Below are 21,116 nucleotides of genomic sequence, written 5' to 3'. Positions count from 1 at the left end.
CTGCGTCAGTAGCGTTCGAGTGCCGGGCGGTCGGGATGGTCCCATCGGACCAGAAGATCCGGCCGCTCGGCCGAGCCGTCGAGGCTCTCGTAGTACTCGAGCAACGGGGCGCAGGTCCACTGATCGGGGGCGCTCGTTCTGCGGCGTAAAGCGTTCGCGGACAGGCGTAGGTGCACCGACAGGTCGACGGTCAATCCCCGGCCGAGCAGCATGGGGCCCGCGATCAGGACGATCTGATTCGCCGCCGCCGAGGTGGTGCGGGCCCGAGCCGAGCGGTCGGTGGCCTCATCCCACAGTCGCGGTAGAAAGTGACCTCCGCCACCGGGTCCCAGTGGGGCGATGACTTCTCGAACCAAGGCGTCGTAGTCGAACCACAGTGTGCGATAGCTCAATTCGTCGGTTCGCGAGTACTCGAATCGAATGGACGCAGGTCGGACGTAGTCGTGCAGGTCGACGACGGCAGCCGGACGGCCCCGAGAGCGGGCGTGTTCGGCTGTGCGCGTGGCGAAGTCGACCGGTCGCGCGGCATCGGCACCGTCGATCACGACGATCGAGCGGGCACCGTCCGGGCACGAATCGACGATCGACTCCACGAGAAGATCGGGAAATATCGGCATCGGTTGACCCACACCGACCATCTTGCCTGGTCCATCCATTGTTAGCCTGAGCCGTTGTCACAGAAAGGTGGACACCAGCCATGGCCAGCATCGAGGACATTCTCGAATTGGAACGGATCGAGAACGACATCTATCGGGGACGGACTTTCCCTTCTCGGTTGCCCCGTACGTTCGGCGGTCAGGTGGCGGGCCAGGCGCTCGTCGCGGCGGTGCGCACAGTGGCTCCCGAGTTTCGTGTGCACTCGCTGCACGGCTACTTTCTGCGTCCGGGCAATCCGAACGAACCGGCCGTCTTCATGGTCGATCGGATCCGCGACGGCCGGTCGTTCTGCACACGCCGCGTCACCGGAATTCAGCACGGCAAGGCGATCTTCACGATGTCTGCCTCGTTTCACGGCGACGACGACGGCATTTCGCACCAGGACGTCATGCCCGAGGTCGTCGGACCGGACAGCCTGCCCGATCCCACCACCCTCGCCGAATACGACCACTCGTACTACAAGGAGTGGTCGGAATGGGACATCCGTCTCATTCCTGATGACCAGACCGTCAAGCATCCCAGTTTCGCTGCGCAGCAACGTGTGTGGTTCCGCTATCGCGATACGTTGCCCGACGATCAGGTGTTCCACGTCTGCGCCCTCGCATACATGAGCGACATGACGTTGATCGGCTCCGCCAAGGTGCCGCACCCGGACGCCGTCACCCAGACCGCCTCGCTCGATCATGCGCTGTGGTTCCTGCGGCCGTTCCGGGCAGACGAATGGTTGCTCTACGACCAGACGTCGCCCTCGGCCGATTTCGGCCGGGCACTGGCTCAGGGGCGAATTTTCGACACGTCCGGACGTATGGTTGCCGCGGTGGTGCAAGAAGGGCTGATGCGTTACGAGCGGGACCCCGACGCGCCTCATGTCGATCCCTTCGGCCGCAAGTGACCGCTCCGACCATCGGTGTTCTCGCGCTGCAGGGCGACGTTCGCGAACACCTGGCTGCGCTCGAGTCGAGCGGTGCGCGCGGAGTCACAGTGCGGCGTCCCGCCGAACTGGCGCAGATCGACGGATTGATCATCCCCGGCGGGGAATCGACGACGATGAGCAACCTGCTCGGCGTGTTCGAGCTCCTCGACCCGCTGCGCGCGCGGTTGGCGGAGGGACTGCCCGCCTACGGCTCCTGTGCGGGCATGATTCTGCTGGCGTCCGAGATTCTCGACACCAGGCCCGACGCCCGACATCTGGATTGCCTCGATATCACCGTGCGGCGCAACGCTTTCGGTCGTCAGGTCGATTCGTTCGAGACCGACCTCGACGTCACCGGTATCGACGGTGGGCCGGTGCGGGCGGTGTTCATTCGCGCGCCGTGGGTCGAGCGGGTGGGCGAGCACGTCGAGGTGCTCGCCACCGTGCCGCACGGACCGGCCGCCGGACGCGTGGTGGCCGTTCGCCAGAACTCCGTTCTCGCGACGAGTTTTCACCCCGAGGTCACCGGCGACGATCGAGTGCACGCACTCTTCGTCGACATGGTGCGCAGCCGCTAGAACCTTCGACGGTCGGTCGGTGCCGAGCGCGGTACCGGGCGAGTAAAGTCGACAACACTGATTTCGAGCAGGAAGGGGCCCTATCGCATGAGCGGCCACTCAAAATGGGCCACCACCAAGCACAAGAAGGCGGTGATCGACGCCCGACGTGGCAAGTCTTTCGCCAAGCTCATCAAGAACATCGAGGTGGCGGCCCGCACGGGTGGCGGTGACCCCACCGGCAACCCGACGCTCTTCGACGCCATTCAGAAGGCGAAGAAGACTTCGGTGCCCATCGACAACATCGAGCGGGCGCGCAAGCGAGGTGCAGGCGAAGAGACCGGCGGGGCCGATTGGCAGACCATCATGTACGAGGGCTACGGACCCAACGGTGTCGCCATCCTCATCGAGTGCCTCACCGACAACCGCAACCGAGCCGCAGGCGAGGTTCGCGTCGCGATGACCCGTAACGGCGGGAACATGGCCGACCCGGGTTCGGTGTCGTACCTGTTCTCGCGCAAGGGCGTGGTGACCCTGGAGAAGAACGGTCAGAGCGAGGACGACGTCCTGATGGCCGTTCTCGAAGCCGGTGCCGAGGAAGTCAACGACAACGGCGACACGTTCGAGGTCGTCAGCGAGCCGACCGACCTGGTCGCCGTGCGCACCGCTTTGCAGGAGGCCGGAATCGACTACGACTCGGCCGAGGCGAGCTTCCAGGCGTCGGTGAACGTCCCGGTCGACGCGGACGGTGCACGCAAGGTGTTCAAGCTCATCGATGCACTCGAAGACAGCGACGACGTCCAGAACGTGTGGTCCAACGTCGACCTCTCCGACGAGGTCATGGCCGAGCTCGACGCCGAGGACTGATGCCACTCGCATCCGACGACGTGATCGACCGGGTGTCGTATCCCTGATCCGACGGTGGGCTCCGCTACGCTATCGAACAACAGTTCGTAAGCGGAAGGTGTGGTGGCGTGCGGGTGATGGGTGTCGACCCCGGTCTCACCAGGTGTGGGCTCAGTCTGATCGAGGGCGGTGTGGGCCGAACGGTGGTCGCGCTCGATGTCGATGTGGTGCGAACGCCCGCGGACATGGACCTCGCGCAGCGTCTTTTGCGGATTTCCGAGGCCGCGGAATACTGGCTCGATACCCACAAGCCCTCGGTGGTGGCGATCGAGCGAGTGTTCGCTCAACACAACGTTCGTACGGCCATGGGCACGGCCCAGGCCGGTGGCGTCATCGCCCTCGCAGCGGCCAGGCGTGGCGTCGACGTCTGCTTTCACACTCCCAGTGAGGTCAAGGCGGCCGTCACGGGCAACGGTTCGGCCGACAAGGCTCAGGTGACCGCCATGGTCATGCGCATTCTCGGACTGCAGACTGCACCGACTCCCGCCGACGCGGCCGACGCATTGGCCCTCGGTATCTGTCACTGCTGGCGAGCACCCATGATCGCCCGGATGGCGAAAGCCGAAGCCATGGCCGCCGAGCAGAAACGCAAGTACGACGCGCGTCTGGCCGAGGAGCGCAAGGCTCGCGCCGTCGTGGCACGCAGGATCGAGAAAATGGCCAAGAAGGAGGCGGGCGCACGATGATCGCGTCGATCAGGGGTTCGGTGGTGGACATCGCGCTCGATCACGCCGTGCTGGAGGCCGCGGGCGTCGGGTACCGGGTCAACGCCACTCCGGCGACGTTGGCCACGCTGCACCGGGGGAGCGAAGCGACCCTCCTGACGACCATGATCGTGCGCGAGGATTCGCAGACGCTGTACGGGTTCCCCGACAAGGAGTCGCGTGAGCTGTTCGAGTTGCTCCTCACCGTGACCGGCGTCGGCCCGCGAATCGCCATGGCGACTCTTGCCGTACACGAGCCCGATGCGCTGCGAACTGCGTTGGCGGACAGTGATATCGGAGCTCTGACCAGGGTGCCCGGTATCGGCAAGCGCGGCGCGGAGAGGATGGTCGTCGAGTTGCGCGACAAGGTCGACGCGGTGGTCGGACGCGCCGGAAGCGCAGCCGTGCCGGGGTCCGGTGCCGGCAACTCGATGCGAGACCAGATCGTCGAAGCGCTGATCGGTCTCGGATTCCCCACCAAGCAGGCCGAGGAAGCCACCGACGCGGTGCTCGCCCAGCAGCCCGAGGCCACGACCTCGACCGCGTTGAGGTCTGCGCTGGCGTACCTCGGAAAGTCCAGGTAGGCCCGGGTGACCGAGGACGAGCAGTTCGGCGAATCCCAAGTCGGTGCGGACGCGATGTCCGACGATCTGGATGTCGAGACGAGTCTGCGTCCGAAGAATCTCACCGATTTCATCGGTCAACCGCGCGTGCGGGAGCAGCTCCAGCTCGTGTTGTCGGGTGCCAAGATGCGCGGCGGCACCCCCGATCACATCCTGATGTCCGGTCCGCCGGGACTCGGTAAGACCAGCATGGCAATGATCATCGCCGCGGAGCTGGGAACCTCGCTGCGGCTCACGTCGGGTCCGGCGCTCGAGCGGGCGGGCGATCTTGCGGCGATGCTCAGCAACCTGGTCGAGGGGGACGTGCTGTTCATCGACGAAATCCATCGCATCGCTCGTCCGGCCGAGGAGATGCTGTACCTGGCCATGGAGGATTTCCGCGTCGACGTCATCGTCGGCAAGGGGCCGGGAGCGACGTCGATTCCACTCGAGGTGGCACCGTTCACCCTTGTCGGTGCCACCACCAGGTCGGGTGCGCTCACCGGGCCGCTGCGAGATCGCTTCGGATTCGTGGCGCACATGGATTTCTACGAGCCCAGCGAACTCGAGCGCATCCTCATGCGGTCGGCGGGAATTCTGGGCGTACCGATCGACCGGGACGGCTGCGCGGAAATTGCCGGGCGCTCGCGCGGCACCCCCAGAATCGCAAACCGACTGCTTCGGCGAGTTCGCGACTATGCGGACGTGCGCGGCGACGGCACCGTCACCCAGGACACCGCGAAGGCCGCCCTGGTGGTCTACGACGTCGACAAGCTCGGGCTCGACCGACTCGACCGCGCGGTACTCAGCGCGCTCATCCGAAGCTTCGGCGGCGGGCCGGTAGGTGTATCGACATTGGCCGTCGCCGTCGGCGAGGAACCGTCGACGGTCGAGGAAGTGTGCGAGCCGTTTCTGGTGCGTGCCGGAATGATCGCCCGCACCCCCCGCGGGCGCGTGGCGACCGCTGCTGCGTGGCAACACCTCGGTCTGACACCGCCACCGGACCTCGCAGTGGGTGGGATTTCGGTCCGATCCTCGGAGGTCCAGCAGGGATTATTCGAATGAATCGGGCACAACAGGACACGAACGGACCGGACCGGTTCCAGGTAATGGCACACTGGGTAGCTGCGAGGCCCGCACCGGCGGCGTTCTCGCACGAGACAATGACGTATATCGAACCCGACTTCGAGGACTGACCTTCCGATGGATTTGCTGTTTCCGCTGCTGATCGTGGCCCTTCTGGTACCGCTGTTTCTCAATGCGCGTCGACAGAAGAAGGTGTTGGCCAAGACCACGGAAATGCAGGACTCGCTGAAGATCGGCGACGAGGTCGTCACCACCGCCGGTCTGTACGCCCGCGTCGTCCTGGTCGAGGACGACACGATCGACCTCGAGATCGCCGACGGCGTCATCACCACGTGGTCGCGCGCAGTCGTGCGTGAGGTGCTGCCCGACGATTCCGAGTTCGACGACACCGACATCGACGCCACCACCGATGCGGACATCGCGGCCCTCGGCTCGAACAACACCGCGGGACCGTCGCTGAGCAAGACAGACGCGGCCCGGCCGGACGAGACCGTCGAGCAGACGGCGAAGAGGCTCGAAAAAGAGTGAGCTCGATGTGATCGACAACCGCTGTCGGAGACAGTATCCGGCAGCGGTTTTCTCTGCGGTGACCGATGTGGTGCACAATCGCACCGCTCACCGCTGACACAGCGGGCCGCCAGGCCCTGCAGGAACCGACATTTTCCATCGCCTCAGAGGAGAAACACACACCGTGGCACCTTCCAGCGGACCGGTGCAACCCGCCCGCTATCTCGCCGTTTTCGCGGTGCTGATGGCAGCGGTGTACGCCATGGTCTTCTTCACCGGAGACAAAGACCCCTCGCCGAAGTTGGGAATCGACCTGCAGGGCGGCACGCGCGTGACACTCACCGCGCGCACCCCCGACGGCAACGCACCGACGCAGGACAGCTTGCAGCAGGCGCAGCAGATCATCGAGACCCGCGTCAACGGTCTCGGTGTCTCCGGCTCCGAGGTGGTCATCGACGGCGACAACCTCGTCATCACGGTGCCCGGCGACGACAGCTCCCAGGCCCGCACCCTCGGGCAGACCGCGCGACTGTTCATCCGTCCCGTGATCGGATCCGTTGCTCCGTCGACGGGCGAGGGTGCAGGCACGCAGCAGACCCCGGCCGACCCGGCCGCGCCGGTCGATCCTGCTGCACCGGCAGACCCGGCTGCTTCGGCGGACCCGGCTGCACCCGCAGATCCGGCCACTCCGCAGCAACGTGTGTTCCCGGCGCAGGATCCGTCTGCGGTCGATCCGACTCCCGCCCCCGCCACTGATGCACCCGCTAGCGAGGCACCGGCCACCGACGCACCGGCCGAGGACCCCGCCACCGACGCTTCTCTGTCCGACGCCGATCGTGCCGCCCAGGAGATCGCCGACGCGAAGGCGCTGCGGCAGAGCGAGGACCAGCAGGTCCAACAACTCGCGATGCAGTCCCTCGACTGCAACGCCGCCGACCCGCTCGCAGGCAACGACGATCCTGCTCTTCCCCTCGTTGCATGCTCGACCGATGGAACGGCCGTCTATCTACTCGGTCCGACGATCATCGACGGTCAGCAGATATCCGACGCGACCTCCGGGTTCGACAGTCAGCAGGCACAGTTCCAGGTGAGCCTGACGTTCGACACGGAGGGCTCGAACACCTGGGCTCAGTTCACCGCGGCCAACCTGCAGAAGCAGGCTGCGTTCGTATTGGACTCCAAGGTGATCAGTGCGCCGGTCATCCAGGGGGCCACCCCAGCCGGCAGCGCCACCTCGATCACCGGTAACTTCAATGCCCAGACCTCCTCGGAGCTGGCCAACACGCTCAAGTACGGCTCACTGCCACTGTCCTTCGTGTCCTCCGAGGCTGAAACTGTCTCGGCCACACTGGGATTGGCCTCGCTCGAAGCCGGACTGCTCGCAGGTGCCATCGGACTGGCGCTGGTGTTGGTCTACTGCCTGCTCTACTACCGTGCCCTCGGGCTGCTCACCGCGCTGTCGTTGGCGCTGGCCGGTCTCGTCGTCTACGGAATCATCGTTCTGTTGGGCAGATGGATCAGCTTCACGCTGGACCTGGCAGGAATCGCAGGCCTGATCATCGGTATCGGTATGACCGCGGACTCGTTCGTGGTGTTCTTCGAGCGCATCAAGGACGAGATCCGGGAGGGCCGCAGCTTCCGCTCGGCGGTTCCTCGTGGTTGGGCACGCGCACGCAAGACGATCCTGTCCGGCAACGCGGTCAGCTTCATCGCCGCCGCGGTGCTGTACGTGCTCGCTGTGGGTCAGGTCCGTGGCTTCGCGTTCACCCTCGGCCTGACGACGATCCTGGACATCATCGTCGTGGTGCTGGTGACCTGGCCACTGGTGTACCTGGCGTCGAAATCCACGTTCTGGTCCAAGCCGTCGGTCAACGGTCTCGGCGCCGTCCAGCAGATCGCGCTCGAACGCAAGCGCGCAGCCAACAAGGCACTCGCCGTCAAGACCGGCACTGCGCCGTCGAAGGAGGCATGACATGTCGGACACGACCACGTCGACCCCATCGCCCCTCGACGATTCGGGCGTCGATCAATCCACCCAGCCCAAGCACAGCTGGCTGTCCAGGTTGTACACCGGCACCGGTGCCTTCGACATCGTCGGTCGTCGCCGGTTCTACTACATCCTCACCGGCATCATCGTGCTGGTGTGCCTGCTGAGCTTCCTCGTCCGCGGCTTCACCCTCGGTATCGATTTCGAGGGCGGAACCCGGATCGCGCTGCCCGCCGCCGACAACATCTCCACCGAGCAGGTCGAAACCGTCTACGACGACTCGCTCGGCATGCCGCCGGTCTCGGTTCAGACCGTCGGTTCGGGTGCCGCAGCAACGGTGCAGATTCGCTCCGAAGCTCTCGACCCCGCCGAAGTGGACACCCTTCGCCAGGCGTTGTTCGAGGCCTTCCAGCCGCAGGACAACTCGGGTACCGCGACCCCGAACGCCATCAGCGTGTCCGACGTCAGTGAGACCTGGGGCAGCCAGATCACCCAGAAAGCCCTGATCGCACTCGTGGTCTTCCTGGTCATCGTCAGTATCTACATCGCGGTCCGATACGAGCGAGACATGGCGTTGGCGGCTCTGGCCGCCCTGGCCTTCGACCTTCTGGTGACCGCAGGTGTGTACTCGCTCGTCGGATTCGAGGTGACGCCTGCGACGGTCATCGGTCTGCTGACGATCCTCGGCTTCTCCCTGTACGACTCCGTGGTGGTGTTCGACAAGGTCGAGGAGAACACCCGCGGCATCCTCAACCTGCATCGCAAGACCTACGCCGAACAGGCGAACCTGGCCGTCAACCAGACCCTGATGCGCTCGATCAACACCACCGTGATCGGTGTTCTCCCGGTAATCGCACTGATGATCATCGCGGTGTGGCTACTCGGAGTGGGCACGCTCAAGGATCTGGCGCTGGTACAGCTGGTGGGCATGATCGTCGGTGCCTACTCGTCGATCTTCTTCGCCACTCCGTTGCTGGTGACGCTCAAGGAGAAGTGGGGCCCCGTCGCAGTCCACACCCGCAAGGTCCACTCCAAGCGCGCCGAGGCGGCGGCTCGCGCGGCCGGTCTCGCTCCTGAGCCGGTGGCTGTCGGCGTGGCCACTCCGAAGTCTTCTGCTCCCCAGCCGGGCAACCGCCCCACCGGGAAACGAAACAAGAAGCGTCGGTAGACCACCTTCGACAGGGACGGAGAGTGCACGTGAAACGACGGTGGATCGCGGCACTGGTGGCAGCGAGTGTCGGCGCGGTGTCCATCACGGCGTGTTCGTCGCCCGAGGACAAGGTGCCCTCGATCGGCTACTCGTTCGACAACGTGGTGAACACGTACAACGCCAGAACCGTCGACGGCGCGGCGTCGGGAGCCCGACAGGCGTTCACCCGGGTGCAGGTGGGCTTCAGCTACCTCGGGCCCGAGGGAGATGCGTTGTCGGACAACGACATCGGAACAGTGTCGGTGGTACCCGGTGACACCCTGACCGTGCAGTACTCCATCGCCCCGGCCGCGACGTACTCGGACGGTGCGCCGATGGCCTGCGACGACCTGGTGTTGGCCTGGGCGGCGAACAGCGGAAGGTTCGCCACCGACGGCCCCATGTTCGACGCGGCGTCGACGGCCGGGTACTCCGACATCGAGCGCATCGATTGCGTTCCGGGGGCCAAGGAAGCCACCGTCGTCTTCGCATCCGGCCGCAGCTACCAGAACTGGCGAGCCCTGTTCGGTGCCACCGACCTGCTACCGGCGCATGTCGCGGCCCGGGCCGCAGGCGTGCCGAACGTCGTCGATCCCATCCTGGCCGAGGACGACGACGTGGTGCGCCGCATCGCCGACTTCTGGAACACCGGATGGAACCTGACACCGGGTTCGATCGACCTCTCGCTGCTGCCCTCGGCCGGCCCGTACCGGGTCGAGTCCTACTCCGCCGAGGACGGTCTCGTGCTCGTGGCGAACGACGCCTGGTGGGGAAACCCGCCTCAGACCGAACAGGTGGTCGTCTGGCCCAAGGGCACCGACCTGGCGGCGAAGTCCGCGGACGGCTCGCTGGACGTGGTCGACCACGGTGCCGGTGCCGTCGATCTCGGGACCACCGAGGGATTCACGACCACCGAGGAACCGTCGCGAGGCGTCGAGCAGTTGACGTTCTCGACCCAGGGGGTGCTGGGCGAGGCGAGTGCACGTCGAGCAGTGGCCGCGTGCATCCCGAGATCGGATCTGTTCGACACACTGGGTCACCCCGGTTCCGAGGCGGCAGATGCGGGTCTCGGCTCGGGTGTCGTCGACTCTCGCCTCGTCCAGCCCGACACGCTGGTGTACCCGTCGGTCGCGGCGGTGGTGGGTGATCGCTACCAGCGCTCGGACCTGGACCAGGCGAGCCGAGAGCTGGAGGCCGCAGGCGAGAATGCAATGACCGTTCGTGTCGGCTACAAGGGACCGGACGCGCGGCGCGCCCAGGTGGTGAGCCGCATGGCTGCCGATTGTGCCGCCACGGGCATCACCGTCGAGGACGCGAGCTCGCCGGACTTCACACCGTCCGCCCTGCGGGCCGGGGCGGTCGATGCCGTTCTGGGTAGCAGCGGATCGCTTCCTGGACCGTCGGGTTCGGCTGCCGCGGTGACCGCACGGTATTGGCTGCGCACGGGAATCGGTCTGAACGTCGGCGGATACAGCAACGGCAGGATCGATTCCATCGTCGATCAATTGGCGGTGACCGACGATCCCGAGCGCATTCTGGCGCTGGCTACCGAGGGCGAGAACATCCTGTGGAACGACATGCCGTCGCTTCCCCTGTACAACGAGCCGCGGACGACTGTCGTCAGTGACGGCATGCAGGACGTGGTCCCCAACCCGACGGCCGCTGGTGCCGGATGGAACATGGATCGGTGGGTGCTTCTTCGATGAACGATGCAGGCGGTGCAGTGGGTGCGGCCGCTGCCGTGGCCAGGCTGACGCGGTGGGTCGACGATTTTCCCGTCCCCGGTGTGCGCTTCGGCGATCTGACACCGGTGTTCGCGGACGGACCGGCGTTACGCAGCGTCGTATCGGAGTTGGCGCAGGGATTCGAGGACGTCGATCTGGTGGCGGGTATCGACGCACGGGGATTTCTGTTGGGGGCCGGAGTTGCCCTCGAACTCGGGTGCGGTGTGCTGGCGGTGCGCAAGGCGGGAAAGTTGCCGCCTCCGGTGCATTCACGGTCGTACGATCTCGAGTACGGAACCGCCGAATTGCAGATCCCGACTGCGATCGACGTGACCGGGAAGCGAGTGCTGGTGGTCGACGACGTACTGGCGACCGGCGGTACCGTCGATGCGACGGCTCGGTTGTTGGCCGAGCAGGGAGCGGTGATCGCCGGAGCCGCTGTGGTTCTCGAGATCGCTGTTCTGGGTGGGCGCGACAAGTGCAGTGGCTACCCGCTCGGCTGCCTGGTTCGAGTATGAGGACTAAAGTCTCTTTCACGAAGCGTTGACCGAATAATTCCGGCGACAACGCGGAACGTGTGGCAGGAGGTGATGAGAGTGACCCGTTACATCGATCAGCCCTTGCCCGATGGGCCTGCCGTCCCCGAACGGCCCGTTGCCGATCAGACCGGGGTCACCGAGCGGACCGGTGTCGACGTCGTCACGACAGACGAGGCCGCGTCCGGTGATTCCAGCCCGGCCGTCGACACTCCGGTACCCCACGGCCCGGTGGCGAACGATGCGCAGGCTCCGTCGGGAACCCGTAATTCGGCACCTGTCCCCACCTCGGCGTCGCGTCGGGTGCGGGCGCGTCTGGCGCGCCGCATCACCGCTGGACGCAGCGCGGCGGTCAAGCCGGTGCTCGAGCCACTCGTCAGCCTGCACCGCGAGCTCTACCCCAAGGCCGACCTGACGTTGCTGCAGCGGGCCTACGACGTGGCCGACGAGCTGCACGCCTCGCAGATGCGCAAGTCCGGCGATCCCTACATCACGCATCCGCTCGCCGTGGCGAACATTCTGGCCGAACTCGGAATGGACACGACCACCCTGGTTGCGGCGCTGCTGCACGACACCGTCGAGGACACCGGGTATTCGCTGGCCAAGTTGACCGAGGAATTCGGCGACGAGGTGTCTCATCTCGTGGACGGAGTGACCAAGCTCGACAAGGTCGTGCTCGGAACTGCGGCCGAGGGCGAGACCATCCGCAAGATGATCATCGCGATGGCGCGGGATCCGCGGGTGTTGGTCATCAAGGTCGCCGACCGGTTGCACAACATGCGCACCATGCGGTTCCTACCCCCGGAGAAGCAGGCGCGCAAGGCCAAAGAGACGCTGGAAGTCATTGCGCCGCTTGCCCATCGGCTCGGAATGGCCACGGTCAAGTGGGAGCTCGAGGACCTGGCGTTCGCCATACTCCACCCCAAGAAGTACGACGAGATCGTGCGTCTGGTGGCCGATCGTGCGCCGTCCCGCGACACCTACCTCGAAAAGGTTCGGGCCGAGATCAACGCGACACTCGCCGCGTCGCGCATCAGTGCCGTCGTCGAGGGTCGCCCGAAGCACTACTGGTCGATCTACCAGAAGATGATCGTCAAGGGCCGCGACTTCGACGACATCCACGACCTCGTGGGCGTCCGCATCCTGTGCGACGAGATCCGCGACTGCTACGCCGCTGTCGGCGTGGTGCATTCGCTGTGGCAGCCGATGGCGGGCCGTTTCAAGGACTACATCGCGCAGCCGCGCTACGGGGTGTACCAGTCGCTGCACACCACGGTGATCGGACCCGAGGGCAAGCCCCTCGAGGTGCAGATCCGGACGCGGGACATGCACCGTACAGCCGAGTTCGGAATTGCGGCGCACTGGCGCTACAAGGAGACCAAGGGCAAGCATTCGCAGGACAATGCCGAGGTCGACGACATGGCGTGGATGCGTCAGCTACTCGACTGGCAGCGAGAAGCCGCCGATCCGGGGGAGTTCCTCGAGTCGCTGCGCTACGACCTCGCGGTCAAGGAGATCTTCGTCTTCACGCCCAAGGGCGACGTGGTCACCCTGCCCGCCGGATCGTGTCCGGTCGACTTCGCGTACGCGGTGCACACCGAGGTGGGGCATCGCTGTATCGGCGCGCGGGTCAACGGTCGACTCGTGGCACTGGAACGCACTCTCGACAACGGTGAAGTGGTCGAGGTGTTCACCTCGAAAGCCGCCACTGCCGGACCGAGCCGGGACTGGCAGGGTTTCATCGCCTCACCGCGTGCCAAGACCAAGATTCGCCAGTGGTTCGCCAAGGAGCGCCGCGAGGAAGCTCTCGAGGCGGGCAAGGACGGCATCGCCAAGGAGGTCCGTCGAGGCGGACTTCCCTTGCAGCGCTTGATGAATGCCGAGTCCATGTCGGCAATCGCGCACGAGCTACGGTACGTCGACGTCTCTGCGCTCTACACCGCGGTCGGCGAGAATCATGTGTCCGCTCGCCATGTGGTGCAGCGGCTGGTCGCCCATCTCGGCGGCGTCGGCGATGTCGAGGAAGAGCTCGCCGAGCGGTCGACACCGTCGACCATCCCGACTCGACCACGTCAGGTCGGCGACGCGGGCGTACTGGTCACCGGATCCGAGGGCGTCGTCGCGAAACTCGCCAAGTGCTGCACCCCGGTGCCGGGAGACGAGATCCTCGGATTCGTCACCCGTGGCGGATCGGTGAGTGTCCACCGCACCGACTGCACCAACGCACGCTCGCTCGAGGAACAGTCCGAACGTTTCATCGAGGTTCAGTGGGCGCCGTCGGCGTCGTCGGTGTTCCTGGTCGCCATTCAGATCGAGGCACTCGACCGTCATCGACTGCTGTCCGACGTCACCAAGGCGCTCGCCGACGAGAAGGTCAACATTCTCTCGGCGTCCGTCGCTACGTCGGGGGACCGGGTTGCGATCAGCAAGTTCACGTTCGAGATGGGCGACCCGAAGCACCTCGGGCACGTGCTGAACGTCGTGCGCAACGTCGAGGGCGTGTACGACGTGTACCGCCTGACGTCTGCGGCCTGAGCGGCAGTCCACGGAAAGGCGAGAGGGTGAGCAGATACTCTGCTCACCCTCTCGCCTTTCCGACCCGAACTCAGGCTGCGGACTCCACGATCACCGGGTTCGCCGGTGCACCGTCCTCGGAGCCACCGGTGACCCCGCCCGCTGCGATGGCGTCGAGCGTTTGCAGACCGGCGTCCGAGATGGTGCCGAACACCGTGTACTGCGGCGGCAGCACCGAATCGGCGTACACCAGGAAGAACTGGCTGCCGTTGGTATCGGGGCCTGCATTGGCCATGGCCAACGTTCCGCGGGGGTAGACCACCGGGTTCTCGGCCTGCGCCGGATCGTCGGTGTACGCGGTGGTGGGGTACTCGTTGGCGAAGGTGTATCCCGGCCCGCCTCGACCGGACCCGGACGGGTCACCGCACTGCAGCACTTCGAGGCCCGGTGACGTCGTCAGGCGGTGACAGGGCGAGCCGTCGAAATATCCCTGCTGGACGAGGCCGACGACGCTGTTGACCGTGCACGGCGCCTGGGTCCGGTCGAGTGCGATGTCGATCGGACCCTGATTGGTGGACAGCGTCACGTCGACGTTTCCGTACACGTCGATGTTGTCGGTCGCAGGAGCGTCGACCTCCTTGGCGGCCGGCGACTCCGCCGGATACGAGCAGGACACCGTATCGGTCGTCGGCCGCGGCACGGGCGGCAACGCACCGAACCGGGACAGGTCGAGTGCAGGACGCGGCGCGGGTGCTTCGGTCGTCGTGGTCGTCGTCGACGACGATGTCGTGGTCGGTGCGGCCGCCGGTTCGGTCGAACCGGAACACCCTGCGAGTACCAGCGCGGTGGCCGAGACCGCGATCGTCAGCGCCGAGGTGCGGTTCACAGGTCGCTCAGCATGGACGTGATGTCGACCGGTTCGGCGGGCGCTCCGTCGGATGCGCCGCCCTCCACTCCCTTGGCCGCGATGGCGTCGAGAGTGGCGAGTCCGGTCTCGTCGATGGTGCCGAATGCTGTGTAGGCGGGCGGCAGTTCGGAATCGCCGTAGACGAGGAAGAACTGGCTGCCGTTGGTACCCGGGCCTGCGTTGGCCATGGCCAACGTTCCGCGCGGGTATGCGATCGGGGTCTGTGCGGCGGGGTCGCCTTCGGCATACGTATCGGTGGGGAATTCGTCGGCGAACTGGTACCCCGGACCACCGGAGCCGGTGCCCGTGGGATCGCCGCACTGCAACACCTGCAGGCCCGCGCCCGTGGTGAGTCGATGGCAGGTGGTGCCGTCGAAGTAGCCCTGATTGGCGAGCGATACGAAGCTGTTGACCGTGCACGGAGCCTCGGGATTGTTCAGCGTCAGACCGATGTTGCCCGCAGACGTGGTCATGCTGTAGCTCAGCGGCTCGTCGCTGGTGGGGACGTTGTCGGTGCGCGGGGGAGTGTTCTCCTTGGCCGCCGGCTGCGTCGCAGCGGGATAGGAGCAGTTCACCGTCTCCGGCAGCGGCTCGGTGCGTCCCGCTGCGATGATCGAATCGGCAGGTGCCGACGTCGACGATTCCTGCGCGGTGCTCGCATCGTCGTCACCGCGCGTCACCACGAACACGACCGAGACGACGGCCACGACCGCGACGACGCCGAGAACGGAACCGACGATCGTCAATTGCTTACGACGCCGCGCTCGCTCGGCGCGGCGTACGAGTTGGCGTTCGAGCTTTCGTTTGGCAGCCTCGCGCCGTTGCTCGTTGCTGGGCAATTCGTGTTCCTCCCGCTTGTCGAAAAACGACCTCGCCCGCTCGCTGCACGGACCGATCGTGTGGTAACCGGCCGAGAATCGGCCAACGCGAGTTTGCCACTGTTGCCTGAGAGCATGCTGGGGGGACCCGACGCGAGCGGCCACACTAAGCTTGCTCGGTACTTCGGCCTCAGCCTTTAGGAGCGTTTGTCTTGCTCGTCACCGGATTCCCCGCAGGCATGTTTCAGACCAACTGTTACATCCTGGCCCAGGACGACGCGTCCGAGTGTGTCGTCGTCGATCCCGGTCAGGACGCCGCGGATCCGCTGATCGACTTCCTGACGCAGTCCTCGCTCACCCCCACCGCAGTACTGCTCACCCACGGTCATCTGGACCACACGTGGTCGGTGGAGCCGATCTGCGCAAAGTACGGCATCCCGGCGTACATCGCACCCGAGGACCGCTACATGCTGGCCGATCCGATCAAGGGAACGGGCCCGACGTTGGCGGCGGTACTGGGCGACCTCGAGTTCCACGAACCGGCCGAGGTGATCGAGCTCACGGACGGTCACCGGCTCGAGCTCGCCGGAATCGAGTTCACGGTGGTGCACACCCCCGGGCACACCCAGGGATCGGTCGTGTTCCTCGCCCATGCAGACGGGCCCGACGGCTCGGTTCCGTTGGCACTGACCGGGGACACCCTCTTCGCGGGATCGATCGGGCGCAGCGACCTGCCCGGCGGCGATCATGATCAGCTCCTGCGATCGATCGCGAGTCGGCTGCTACCGCTGAGTGACGACACGGTGGTGCTCCCGGGGCACGGCGGACAGAGTTCGATAGGCCAGGAGCGTGAGTCCAATCCGTTCCTCGTTGGACTCACCGACCCCGAGCAAGGGAAGCTGTGAACGTGAGCAAGCCGACCGCCTTTTCTGCGCCCAAGGGCGTCCCCGATTACTTCCCCCCGAACTCGGCCGAGTTCGTCGCCGTCCGCGAGGGGCTGCTCGACGCCGCCCGCAACGCCGGCTACGGCCACATCGAACTGCCGATCTTCGAGGACACCGGGCTGTTCGCCCGCGGAGTCGGGGAGTCGACCGATGTGGTGAGCAAGGAGATGTACACCTTCGCCGACCGCGGAGATCGATCGGTGACGCTGCGTCCCGAAGGCACCGCAGGAGTCATGCGCGCGGTGATCGAGCACGGATTGGATCGGGGAGCGCTGCCGGTCAAGCTCGCCTACGCCGGGCCCTTCTTCCGCTACGAACGCCCGCAGGCCGGCCGGTACCGGCAGCTGCAGCAGGTGGGTGTCGAGGCGATCGGCGTCGACGACCCGGCGCTGGACGCCGAGGTCATCGCGGTGGCCGACGCCGGTTTCCGGACCCTCGGGCTCACCGGATTCCGGCTCGAGATCACCTCGCTCGGCGACGACACCTGTCGCCCGCAGTACCGAGAGCTGTTGCAGCAGTTCCTGTTCGCGCTTCCGCTCGACGAGGACACCCGTCGGCGCGCCGAGATCAACCCGCTGCGCGTGCTCGACGACAAGCGCCCTGAGGTGCGCGCGATGACCGCAGACGCACCGCTGATGCTCGATCACCTCTCCGAATCGGCGAAGGAACACTTCGACGAAGTGCTGGCATACCTGGACGTGATGAACGTTCCGTACCTGGTGAACCCGCGGATGGTGCGGGGCCTGGACTACTACACCAAGACGACGTTCGAGTTCGTGCACGACGGGCTCGGCGCACAATCGGGCATCGGCGGCGGCGGACGCTACGACGGGCTGATGGAACAGCTGGGCGGGCAGGCGCTCTCCGGAATCGGGTTCGGCCTCGGCGTCGATCGCACCGTGCTGGCCCTCGCCGCCGAAGGCAAGACCGCGGGCGCGACGTCACGATGCCAGGTCTTCGGCGTTCCGATGGGTGCCGGCGCCAAGCTGGCGATCGTCGACATCGCGGCTCAGCTACGCGAACGAGGAATAGCCGTGGACATGGCCTACGGCAATCGCGGGATCAAGGGTGCCATGAAGGCCGCCGACCGGTCCGGGGCGCGGTTCGCGTTGATGCTCGGTGACCAGGAACTGGCTGCGGAATCGGTTCTGGTGAAAGACCTTTCGAACGGCGAGCAGGACACCGTTCCGATGGCCGACGTGGTCGACGCCCTCGGAGCGCGCCTTGCCCAGTGAGTCCCGGCCCGGTGACTCTCGGTCCAACGCGGGGCCGGTAGCCCTCGACCTGGTCTCGGTGGAGTTCCTGGCACCGCGCCTGCGCAAGATAATGGTCGGGTCGGCCGTGATCGGGATTCTTCTCGCCGTCGTCCTGGCGCTGTTCGCGCCGGTGTGGGTTGCAGTTCTCGTCGGGGTGATCGTCGGCGGTCCCGCAGTGCTGTCGGGTTGGCTCGGTCTGCGCCGACGGGTGTGGCTCGACGGCCCGCAACTGTGCGCGCGAGGGTTGCGCACGCGCCGGCTGAAGATGCCGGAGGTGGTGACGGCCGAACTGACGATTCGAACGGCCGGAATCGATCAGATCTCGCTGCGGCTCTACGACGGGCGTACGCATATCGTCGTTCCTCTTGCGCTCTACACCAGGGACGGGGGCCGTGAGCTGCCGATTCTCGCGTTACGCAGCCTCGCCGACTCGCTGTGGACCACCGAGCTGGTGCCCGCCGCAGCGATCGCATCGGTGCTGGTGGATCAGCTGCGTGCCGAGGCACGCGATGCCGGACTCGATCAGCGGCCGCTCTATCGCGCCGTCGAACTGGTTCGCAGCAAAGGGCGAACTCCGCAGGCGACGCTGACCGACCGCGAGGTTGCGCAGTTGCTCGACTGAACCGAGATCAGGTGACCAGGAAGGCGTCGAGCACGACGTCTTCGGCCGAGCGGGATCCGGACGTGACGACGAGTGCGCGGTTGAGATAGGTGAACTTCGGCACTGCGGTCGACACGCGGAGGGTGCCGCGGAAGTAGTACGTGGCGGGATCGACTTCACGCTCGGGATCGTTCAGAGCTTCGATGACCTCGGCAGGCCCGAACTGAACCCCTCGGTAGTCCAGCGAGAGGTAGCCTCCGGTCGCCAATTCCAGAACGAGGTCGCTGCTGAACTCGGTGCATCCGTCGGGCCGCGTCACGCTGACGACGGTCGATCCGGCTGCGAGAGTCCCCTCGATGTCGGGGCCGGGAGCTGCGCCGCCGAGCACGGTGGTGACGACCCGCTCGCCCGCGGGTACCGAACCGATGTCGATTCCCGGTCCGAGTGTGAGGCCGAGACGCAGAATGGGTTCGAGGGTCGGTGTGTTCGGGGCGGTCACGGCGGTGCACTCCTAGGATCGACTGGGGGCCTACGGTATCGCCTTCCGATGACCACACCCGAGCGGGGATCGGCCGGGGCGAGCCGGCCTTGACACGACATAGAACAAATGTTCGACTGTGTGCATGCGATGGGCGGGCCAGACTCTCGACGCCGCGGACGACGGGGCGCTACCGGGGCTCGAGCGGTCGGGTTTGGTCCGCAGCGTACAGACGCCGGAGTTCGAGGGCATCACCTTCCACGAGGTGCTGTGCAAGAGCGCCCTGAACGAGGTCCCGAGCGAATCGCAGGTGCCCTTCTCGTGGACCGTCAACCCGATGCGCGGATGCTCGCACGCATGTCGATACTGCTTCGCCCGCCCGACGCACGAGTACCTGGATCTGGACTCCGGCAACGACTTCGACTCGCAGATCGTCGTCAAGACCAATGTCGCGGCCGTTCTGCGCAAGGAGCTTTCGCGGCGATCGTGGAAGCGTGAGCCGGTGGCGCTGGGAACCAACACCGACCCCTACCAACGCGCGGAGGGCCGATATCGGTTGATGCCCGGCATCATTCGGGCACTGACCGAATCCGGCACTCCGTTCTCGATTCTGACCAAGGGCACACTCTTGCGACGCGATCTACCTCTGTTGACGTTGGCCGCCCAGCAAGTCGACGTGCACGTGAGCATCAGCCTCGCTATTCACGACGCCGACCTGCAAAAGCAGCTCGAGCCCGGAACCCCAAGTCCGCGAGCGCGATTGGATCTCGTTCGAGCGGTCCGCGACGCCGGACTGGAGTGCGGAGTTCTGGTGGCACCGGTCATTCCGTTTCTCACCGACGGGGCCAAGCAACTGGACGGCCTCATCGGTGCTCTGGCCGAGGCGGGTGCGACGACCGTGACGGCCCTGCCGATGCATCTGCGTTCGAGCACCAAAGATTGGTACATGAGCTGGCTGGTGAAGGAGCACCCCGCGTTGGTGCGGCGGTACCGTCAGCTCTACGGGCACGGGGCGTACGTGACTCCGGAGTACAAGCAGTGGCTACGTGGCCGCATCGATCCGTTGCTCGACAAGTACGGGTTCGCCCCAGAGCAGACCCGCTCGCTGCCCGTCAACGAGCCTGCCGAACCCCGAGCGTCGGTGACCTCGGGGCCGGCCCTCACCTTGTTCTGACTACGTCGTTCTGACTACCTCGGGTTCAGGGATTGTTCAGGTCGCGTGCCGAGAACGTGTCGCAGGCCGCGACCTGCCCGGTCTCGTAGCCCGCGGTGAACCATGCCTGTCGCTGTGCAGACGAACCGTGCGTCCAGCCCTCGGGGTTGACGCTGCCGGTGGATGCCTGCTGAATCCGGTCGTCGCCCACCGACGACGCGGCAGAGAGAGCGTCGTCGATGTCGGTGGTGGTCAGCGGCTCGAGGAACGGAACCCCGGTGTCCGGATCGACCGTGTCGGCTGCGTAGTGCGCCCAGATTCCCGCGTAGCAGTCGGCCTGCAACTCCACCTTGACGCCACCGGACTCGGGTCCCTGGGGATCGGCCTGCGCGCGGCCGATGTCGCCCAGTTGGTTCTGCAGGTGGTGGCCGACCTCGTGGGCCACCACGTACTCCTGCGCCAGTGGGCCGCCGCTGGAGCCGAACTGGTCGACGAGAACCTGGAAGAAGCTCGTGTCGAAGTAGGCGGTGGAATCGGCGGGGCAGTAGAACGGCCCGACGGCGCTGGTGGCGTTGCCGCAGCCGGTGTTGGTTGCTCCCGAGAACAGATTCACGCCGGGCTGAACGTAGGCGACGCCGGTCTGCGCTTGCAGCTGAGATTCCCAGACGGTGTCCAGGCTCGACACCGTGAATCCGATACGGCAGTCGATCTTGCTGTTCGCGTCCGCCTCGGTCTCGCAGCCCTCGAGGGTCCCCGAGGTGCCGGAGTCGACCTGCCCCGCCGAGCTGTCACCGCCACTGATCTGATTGAGAATCGAACCGGGATCTCCGCCGAAGAGCAGCGCGATGACGATGATGATCAGGCCGCCTGCACCGCCGCCGATGGCGAGTTTGCCACCGCGTCCGCCGCCACCGCTGCCGCCGACGGAGACTCGACCCCGCTCCATCCGCGAACCTTCTCTGAAGGTCATGCCCGAGTTCCTCTCCGCCGAGCTCCCACCCTGTGGCGAGAACGCACATCGCTGCTGTCGGCCATAGCTTCGCATGCCGCGTCGCGATCTCGTTTCCTTCTACGGTC

The 21,116-nt window shown here is 65.9% G+C and carries 21 protein-coding genes; 16 read left to right on the top strand and 5 right to left on the bottom strand.

Annotation, left to right across the window (positions count from 1 at the left end):
- Positions 1-5 precede the first annotated feature (5 nt).
- Positions 6-638: a nucleoside/nucleotide kinase family protein gene (locus QM590_RS06290; protein WP_269594196.1), complete on the bottom strand. Its 633-nt coding sequence runs from the start codon at positions 636-638 to the stop codon at positions 6-8.
- A 59-nt stretch (positions 639-697) separates the two neighbouring features.
- On the opposite strand from QM590_RS06290, the gene QM590_RS06285 reads away from it, so the two are divergent.
- From QM590_RS06285 to QM590_RS06230, 12 genes are all read left to right on the top strand, one after another.
- Positions 698-1,549 carry an acyl-CoA thioesterase gene (locus QM590_RS06285; RefSeq protein ID WP_094669040.1) on the top strand — a complete coding sequence of 284 codons (852 nt, stop codon included), beginning with the start codon at positions 698-700 and terminating at the stop codon, positions 1,547-1,549.
- Positions 1,546-2,148, top strand: a complete 603-nt coding sequence (gene pdxT / locus QM590_RS06280) for a pyridoxal 5'-phosphate synthase glutaminase subunit PdxT (RefSeq protein WP_094641946.1) — start codon at positions 1,546-1,548, stop codon at positions 2,146-2,148. Before QM590_RS06285 ends, pdxT begins: the two co-directional genes overlap by 4 nt.
- Positions 2,149-2,235: 87 nt before the next feature.
- The gene (locus QM590_RS06275) at positions 2,236-2,994 is read left to right on the top strand and encodes a YebC/PmpR family DNA-binding transcriptional regulator (RefSeq protein WP_094641944.1); all 759 of its coding nucleotides are present in this window, start codon (positions 2,236-2,238) and stop codon (positions 2,992-2,994) included.
- A 107-nt stretch (positions 2,995-3,101) separates the two neighbouring features.
- The gene (gene ruvC, locus QM590_RS06270) at positions 3,102-3,719 is read left to right on the top strand and encodes a crossover junction endodeoxyribonuclease RuvC (protein WP_037189428.1); all 618 of its coding nucleotides are present in this window, start codon (positions 3,102-3,104) and stop codon (positions 3,717-3,719) included.
- Entirely contained in the window at positions 3,716-4,321 is a 606-nt protein-coding gene (gene ruvA / locus QM590_RS06265; protein WP_068050592.1) for a Holliday junction branch migration protein RuvA, read from the top strand. The genes ruvC and ruvA overlap by 4 nt, the downstream gene beginning before the upstream one ends.
- A gap of 54 nt (positions 4,322-4,375) precedes the next feature.
- Positions 4,376-5,404, top strand: a complete 1,029-nt coding sequence (ruvB, locus tag QM590_RS06260; protein WP_052047563.1) for a Holliday junction branch migration DNA helicase RuvB — start codon at positions 4,376-4,378, stop codon at positions 5,402-5,404.
- A gap of 138 nt (positions 5,405-5,542) precedes the next feature.
- On the top strand, positions 5,543-5,953 hold the full coding sequence (gene yajC, locus QM590_RS06255) for a preprotein translocase subunit YajC (protein ID WP_269594195.1): 411 nt from the start codon (positions 5,543-5,545) through the stop codon (positions 5,951-5,953).
- A gap of 163 nt (positions 5,954-6,116) precedes the next feature.
- Positions 6,117-7,904 carry a protein translocase subunit SecD gene (gene secD, locus QM590_RS06250; protein WP_269594194.1) on the top strand — a complete coding sequence of 596 codons (1,788 nt, stop codon included), beginning with the start codon at positions 6,117-6,119 and terminating at the stop codon, positions 7,902-7,904.
- A gap of 1 nt (position 7,905) precedes the next feature.
- Complete coding sequence (gene secF, locus QM590_RS06245; RefSeq protein WP_269594193.1) at positions 7,906-9,087, top strand: protein translocase subunit SecF; 1,182 nt, start codon at positions 7,906-7,908, stop codon at positions 9,085-9,087.
- A 23-nt stretch (positions 9,088-9,110) separates the two neighbouring features.
- Positions 9,111-10,814 carry an ABC transporter substrate-binding protein gene (locus QM590_RS06240; RefSeq protein ID WP_269594192.1) on the top strand — a complete coding sequence of 568 codons (1,704 nt, stop codon included), beginning with the start codon at positions 9,111-9,113 and terminating at the stop codon, positions 10,812-10,814.
- Positions 10,811-11,350, top strand: coding sequence for an adenine phosphoribosyltransferase (locus QM590_RS06235; RefSeq protein WP_149405864.1), 540 nt, complete (start codon positions 10,811-10,813; stop codon positions 11,348-11,350). The genes QM590_RS06240 and QM590_RS06235 overlap by 4 nt, the downstream gene beginning before the upstream one ends.
- Before the next feature lie 249 nt (positions 11,351-11,599).
- Positions 11,600-13,903, top strand: coding sequence for a RelA/SpoT family protein (locus tag QM590_RS06230; RefSeq protein ID WP_269594245.1), 2,304 nt, complete (start codon positions 11,600-11,602; stop codon positions 13,901-13,903).
- A 70-nt stretch (positions 13,904-13,973) separates the two neighbouring features.
- Here QM590_RS06230 and QM590_RS06225 read toward each other — a convergent pair whose 3' ends face one another.
- Both QM590_RS06225 and QM590_RS06220 read right to left on the bottom strand, forming a co-directional pair.
- Positions 13,974-14,768, bottom strand: coding sequence for a peptidylprolyl isomerase (locus QM590_RS06225; protein WP_269594191.1), 795 nt, complete (start codon positions 14,766-14,768; stop codon positions 13,974-13,976).
- Complete coding sequence (locus QM590_RS06220) at positions 14,765-15,628, bottom strand: peptidylprolyl isomerase (RefSeq protein WP_094670240.1); 864 nt, start codon at positions 15,626-15,628, stop codon at positions 14,765-14,767. Before QM590_RS06220 ends, QM590_RS06225 begins: the two co-directional genes overlap by 4 nt.
- Before the next feature lie 191 nt (positions 15,629-15,819).
- Here QM590_RS06220 and QM590_RS06215 point away from each other — a divergent pair, with 191 nt between their 5' ends.
- From QM590_RS06215 to QM590_RS06205, 3 genes are read left to right on the top strand one after another with little or no spacing between them, the layout of a single operon-like run.
- Entirely contained in the window at positions 15,820-16,512 is a 693-nt protein-coding gene (locus QM590_RS06215; protein WP_094641933.1) for an MBL fold metallo-hydrolase, read from the top strand.
- A gap of 2 nt (positions 16,513-16,514) precedes the next feature.
- Positions 16,515-17,786, top strand: coding sequence for a histidine--tRNA ligase (hisS, locus tag QM590_RS06210; RefSeq protein WP_269594190.1), 1,272 nt, complete (start codon positions 16,515-16,517; stop codon positions 17,784-17,786).
- Positions 17,776-18,429, top strand: a complete 654-nt coding sequence (locus tag QM590_RS06205; protein WP_269594189.1) for a hypothetical protein — start codon at positions 17,776-17,778, stop codon at positions 18,427-18,429. The genes hisS and QM590_RS06205 overlap by 11 nt, the downstream gene beginning before the upstream one ends.
- 7 nt (positions 18,430-18,436) lie before the next feature.
- Here QM590_RS06205 and QM590_RS06200 read toward each other — a convergent pair whose 3' ends face one another.
- Positions 18,437-18,907, bottom strand: coding sequence for a DUF3237 domain-containing protein (locus QM590_RS06200; protein WP_269594188.1), 471 nt, complete (start codon positions 18,905-18,907; stop codon positions 18,437-18,439).
- Between the two features lie 124 nt (positions 18,908-19,031).
- Between QM590_RS06200 and QM590_RS06195 the strand changes: the two genes are divergently transcribed.
- On the top strand, positions 19,032-20,060 hold the full coding sequence (locus QM590_RS06195; RefSeq protein WP_269594187.1) for an Rv2578c family radical SAM protein: 1,029 nt from the start codon (positions 19,032-19,034) through the stop codon (positions 20,058-20,060).
- Between the two features lie 25 nt (positions 20,061-20,085).
- Here the strand turns inward: QM590_RS06195 and ypfJ are convergent, their stop codons facing one another.
- Entirely contained in the window at positions 20,086-21,009 is a 924-nt protein-coding gene (gene ypfJ / locus QM590_RS06190) for a KPN_02809 family neutral zinc metallopeptidase (protein WP_269594185.1), read from the bottom strand.
- Positions 21,010-21,116 lie beyond the last annotated feature (107 nt).

The organism is Rhodococcus sp. IEGM 1372 (assembly GCF_030056835.1).
Taxonomy (GTDB): Bacteria; Actinomycetota; Actinomycetes; order Mycobacteriales; family Mycobacteriaceae; genus Rhodococcoides.
This window is presented reverse-complemented; position numbering and strand designations above follow the sequence as displayed.

Excerpts from the sequence above, each read along its gene's own strand:
- ruvA (WP_068050592.1), top strand. The coding sequence starts at position 3,716 with ATGATCGCGTCGATCAGGGGTTCGGTGGTGGACATCGCGCTCGATCAC.
- QM590_RS06195 (WP_269594187.1), top strand. The coding sequence starts at position 19,032 with ATGCGATGGGCGGGCCAGACTCTCGACGCCGCGGACGACGGGGCGCTA.
- ruvB (WP_052047563.1), top strand. The coding sequence starts at position 4,376 with ATGTCCGACGATCTGGATGTCGAGACGAGTCTGCGTCCGAAGAATCTC.
- secF (WP_269594193.1), top strand. The coding sequence starts at position 7,906 with ATGTCGGACACGACCACGTCGACCCCATCGCCCCTCGACGATTCGGGC.
- QM590_RS06275 (WP_094641944.1), top strand. The coding sequence starts at position 2,236 with ATGAGCGGCCACTCAAAATGGGCCACCACCAAGCACAAGAAGGCGGTG.
- ypfJ (WP_269594185.1), bottom strand. The coding sequence starts at position 21,009 with ATGACCTTCAGAGAAGGTTCGCGGATGGAGCGGGGTCGAGTCTCCGTC.
- QM590_RS06285 (WP_094669040.1), top strand. The coding sequence starts at position 698 with ATGGCCAGCATCGAGGACATTCTCGAATTGGAACGGATCGAGAACGAC.
- QM590_RS06290 (WP_269594196.1), bottom strand. The coding sequence starts at position 638 with ATGGTCGGTGTGGGTCAACCGATGCCGATATTTCCCGATCTTCTCGTG.
- QM590_RS06235 (WP_149405864.1), top strand. The coding sequence starts at position 10,811 with ATGAACGATGCAGGCGGTGCAGTGGGTGCGGCCGCTGCCGTGGCCAGG.
- yajC (WP_269594195.1), top strand. The coding sequence starts at position 5,543 with ATGGATTTGCTGTTTCCGCTGCTGATCGTGGCCCTTCTGGTACCGCTG.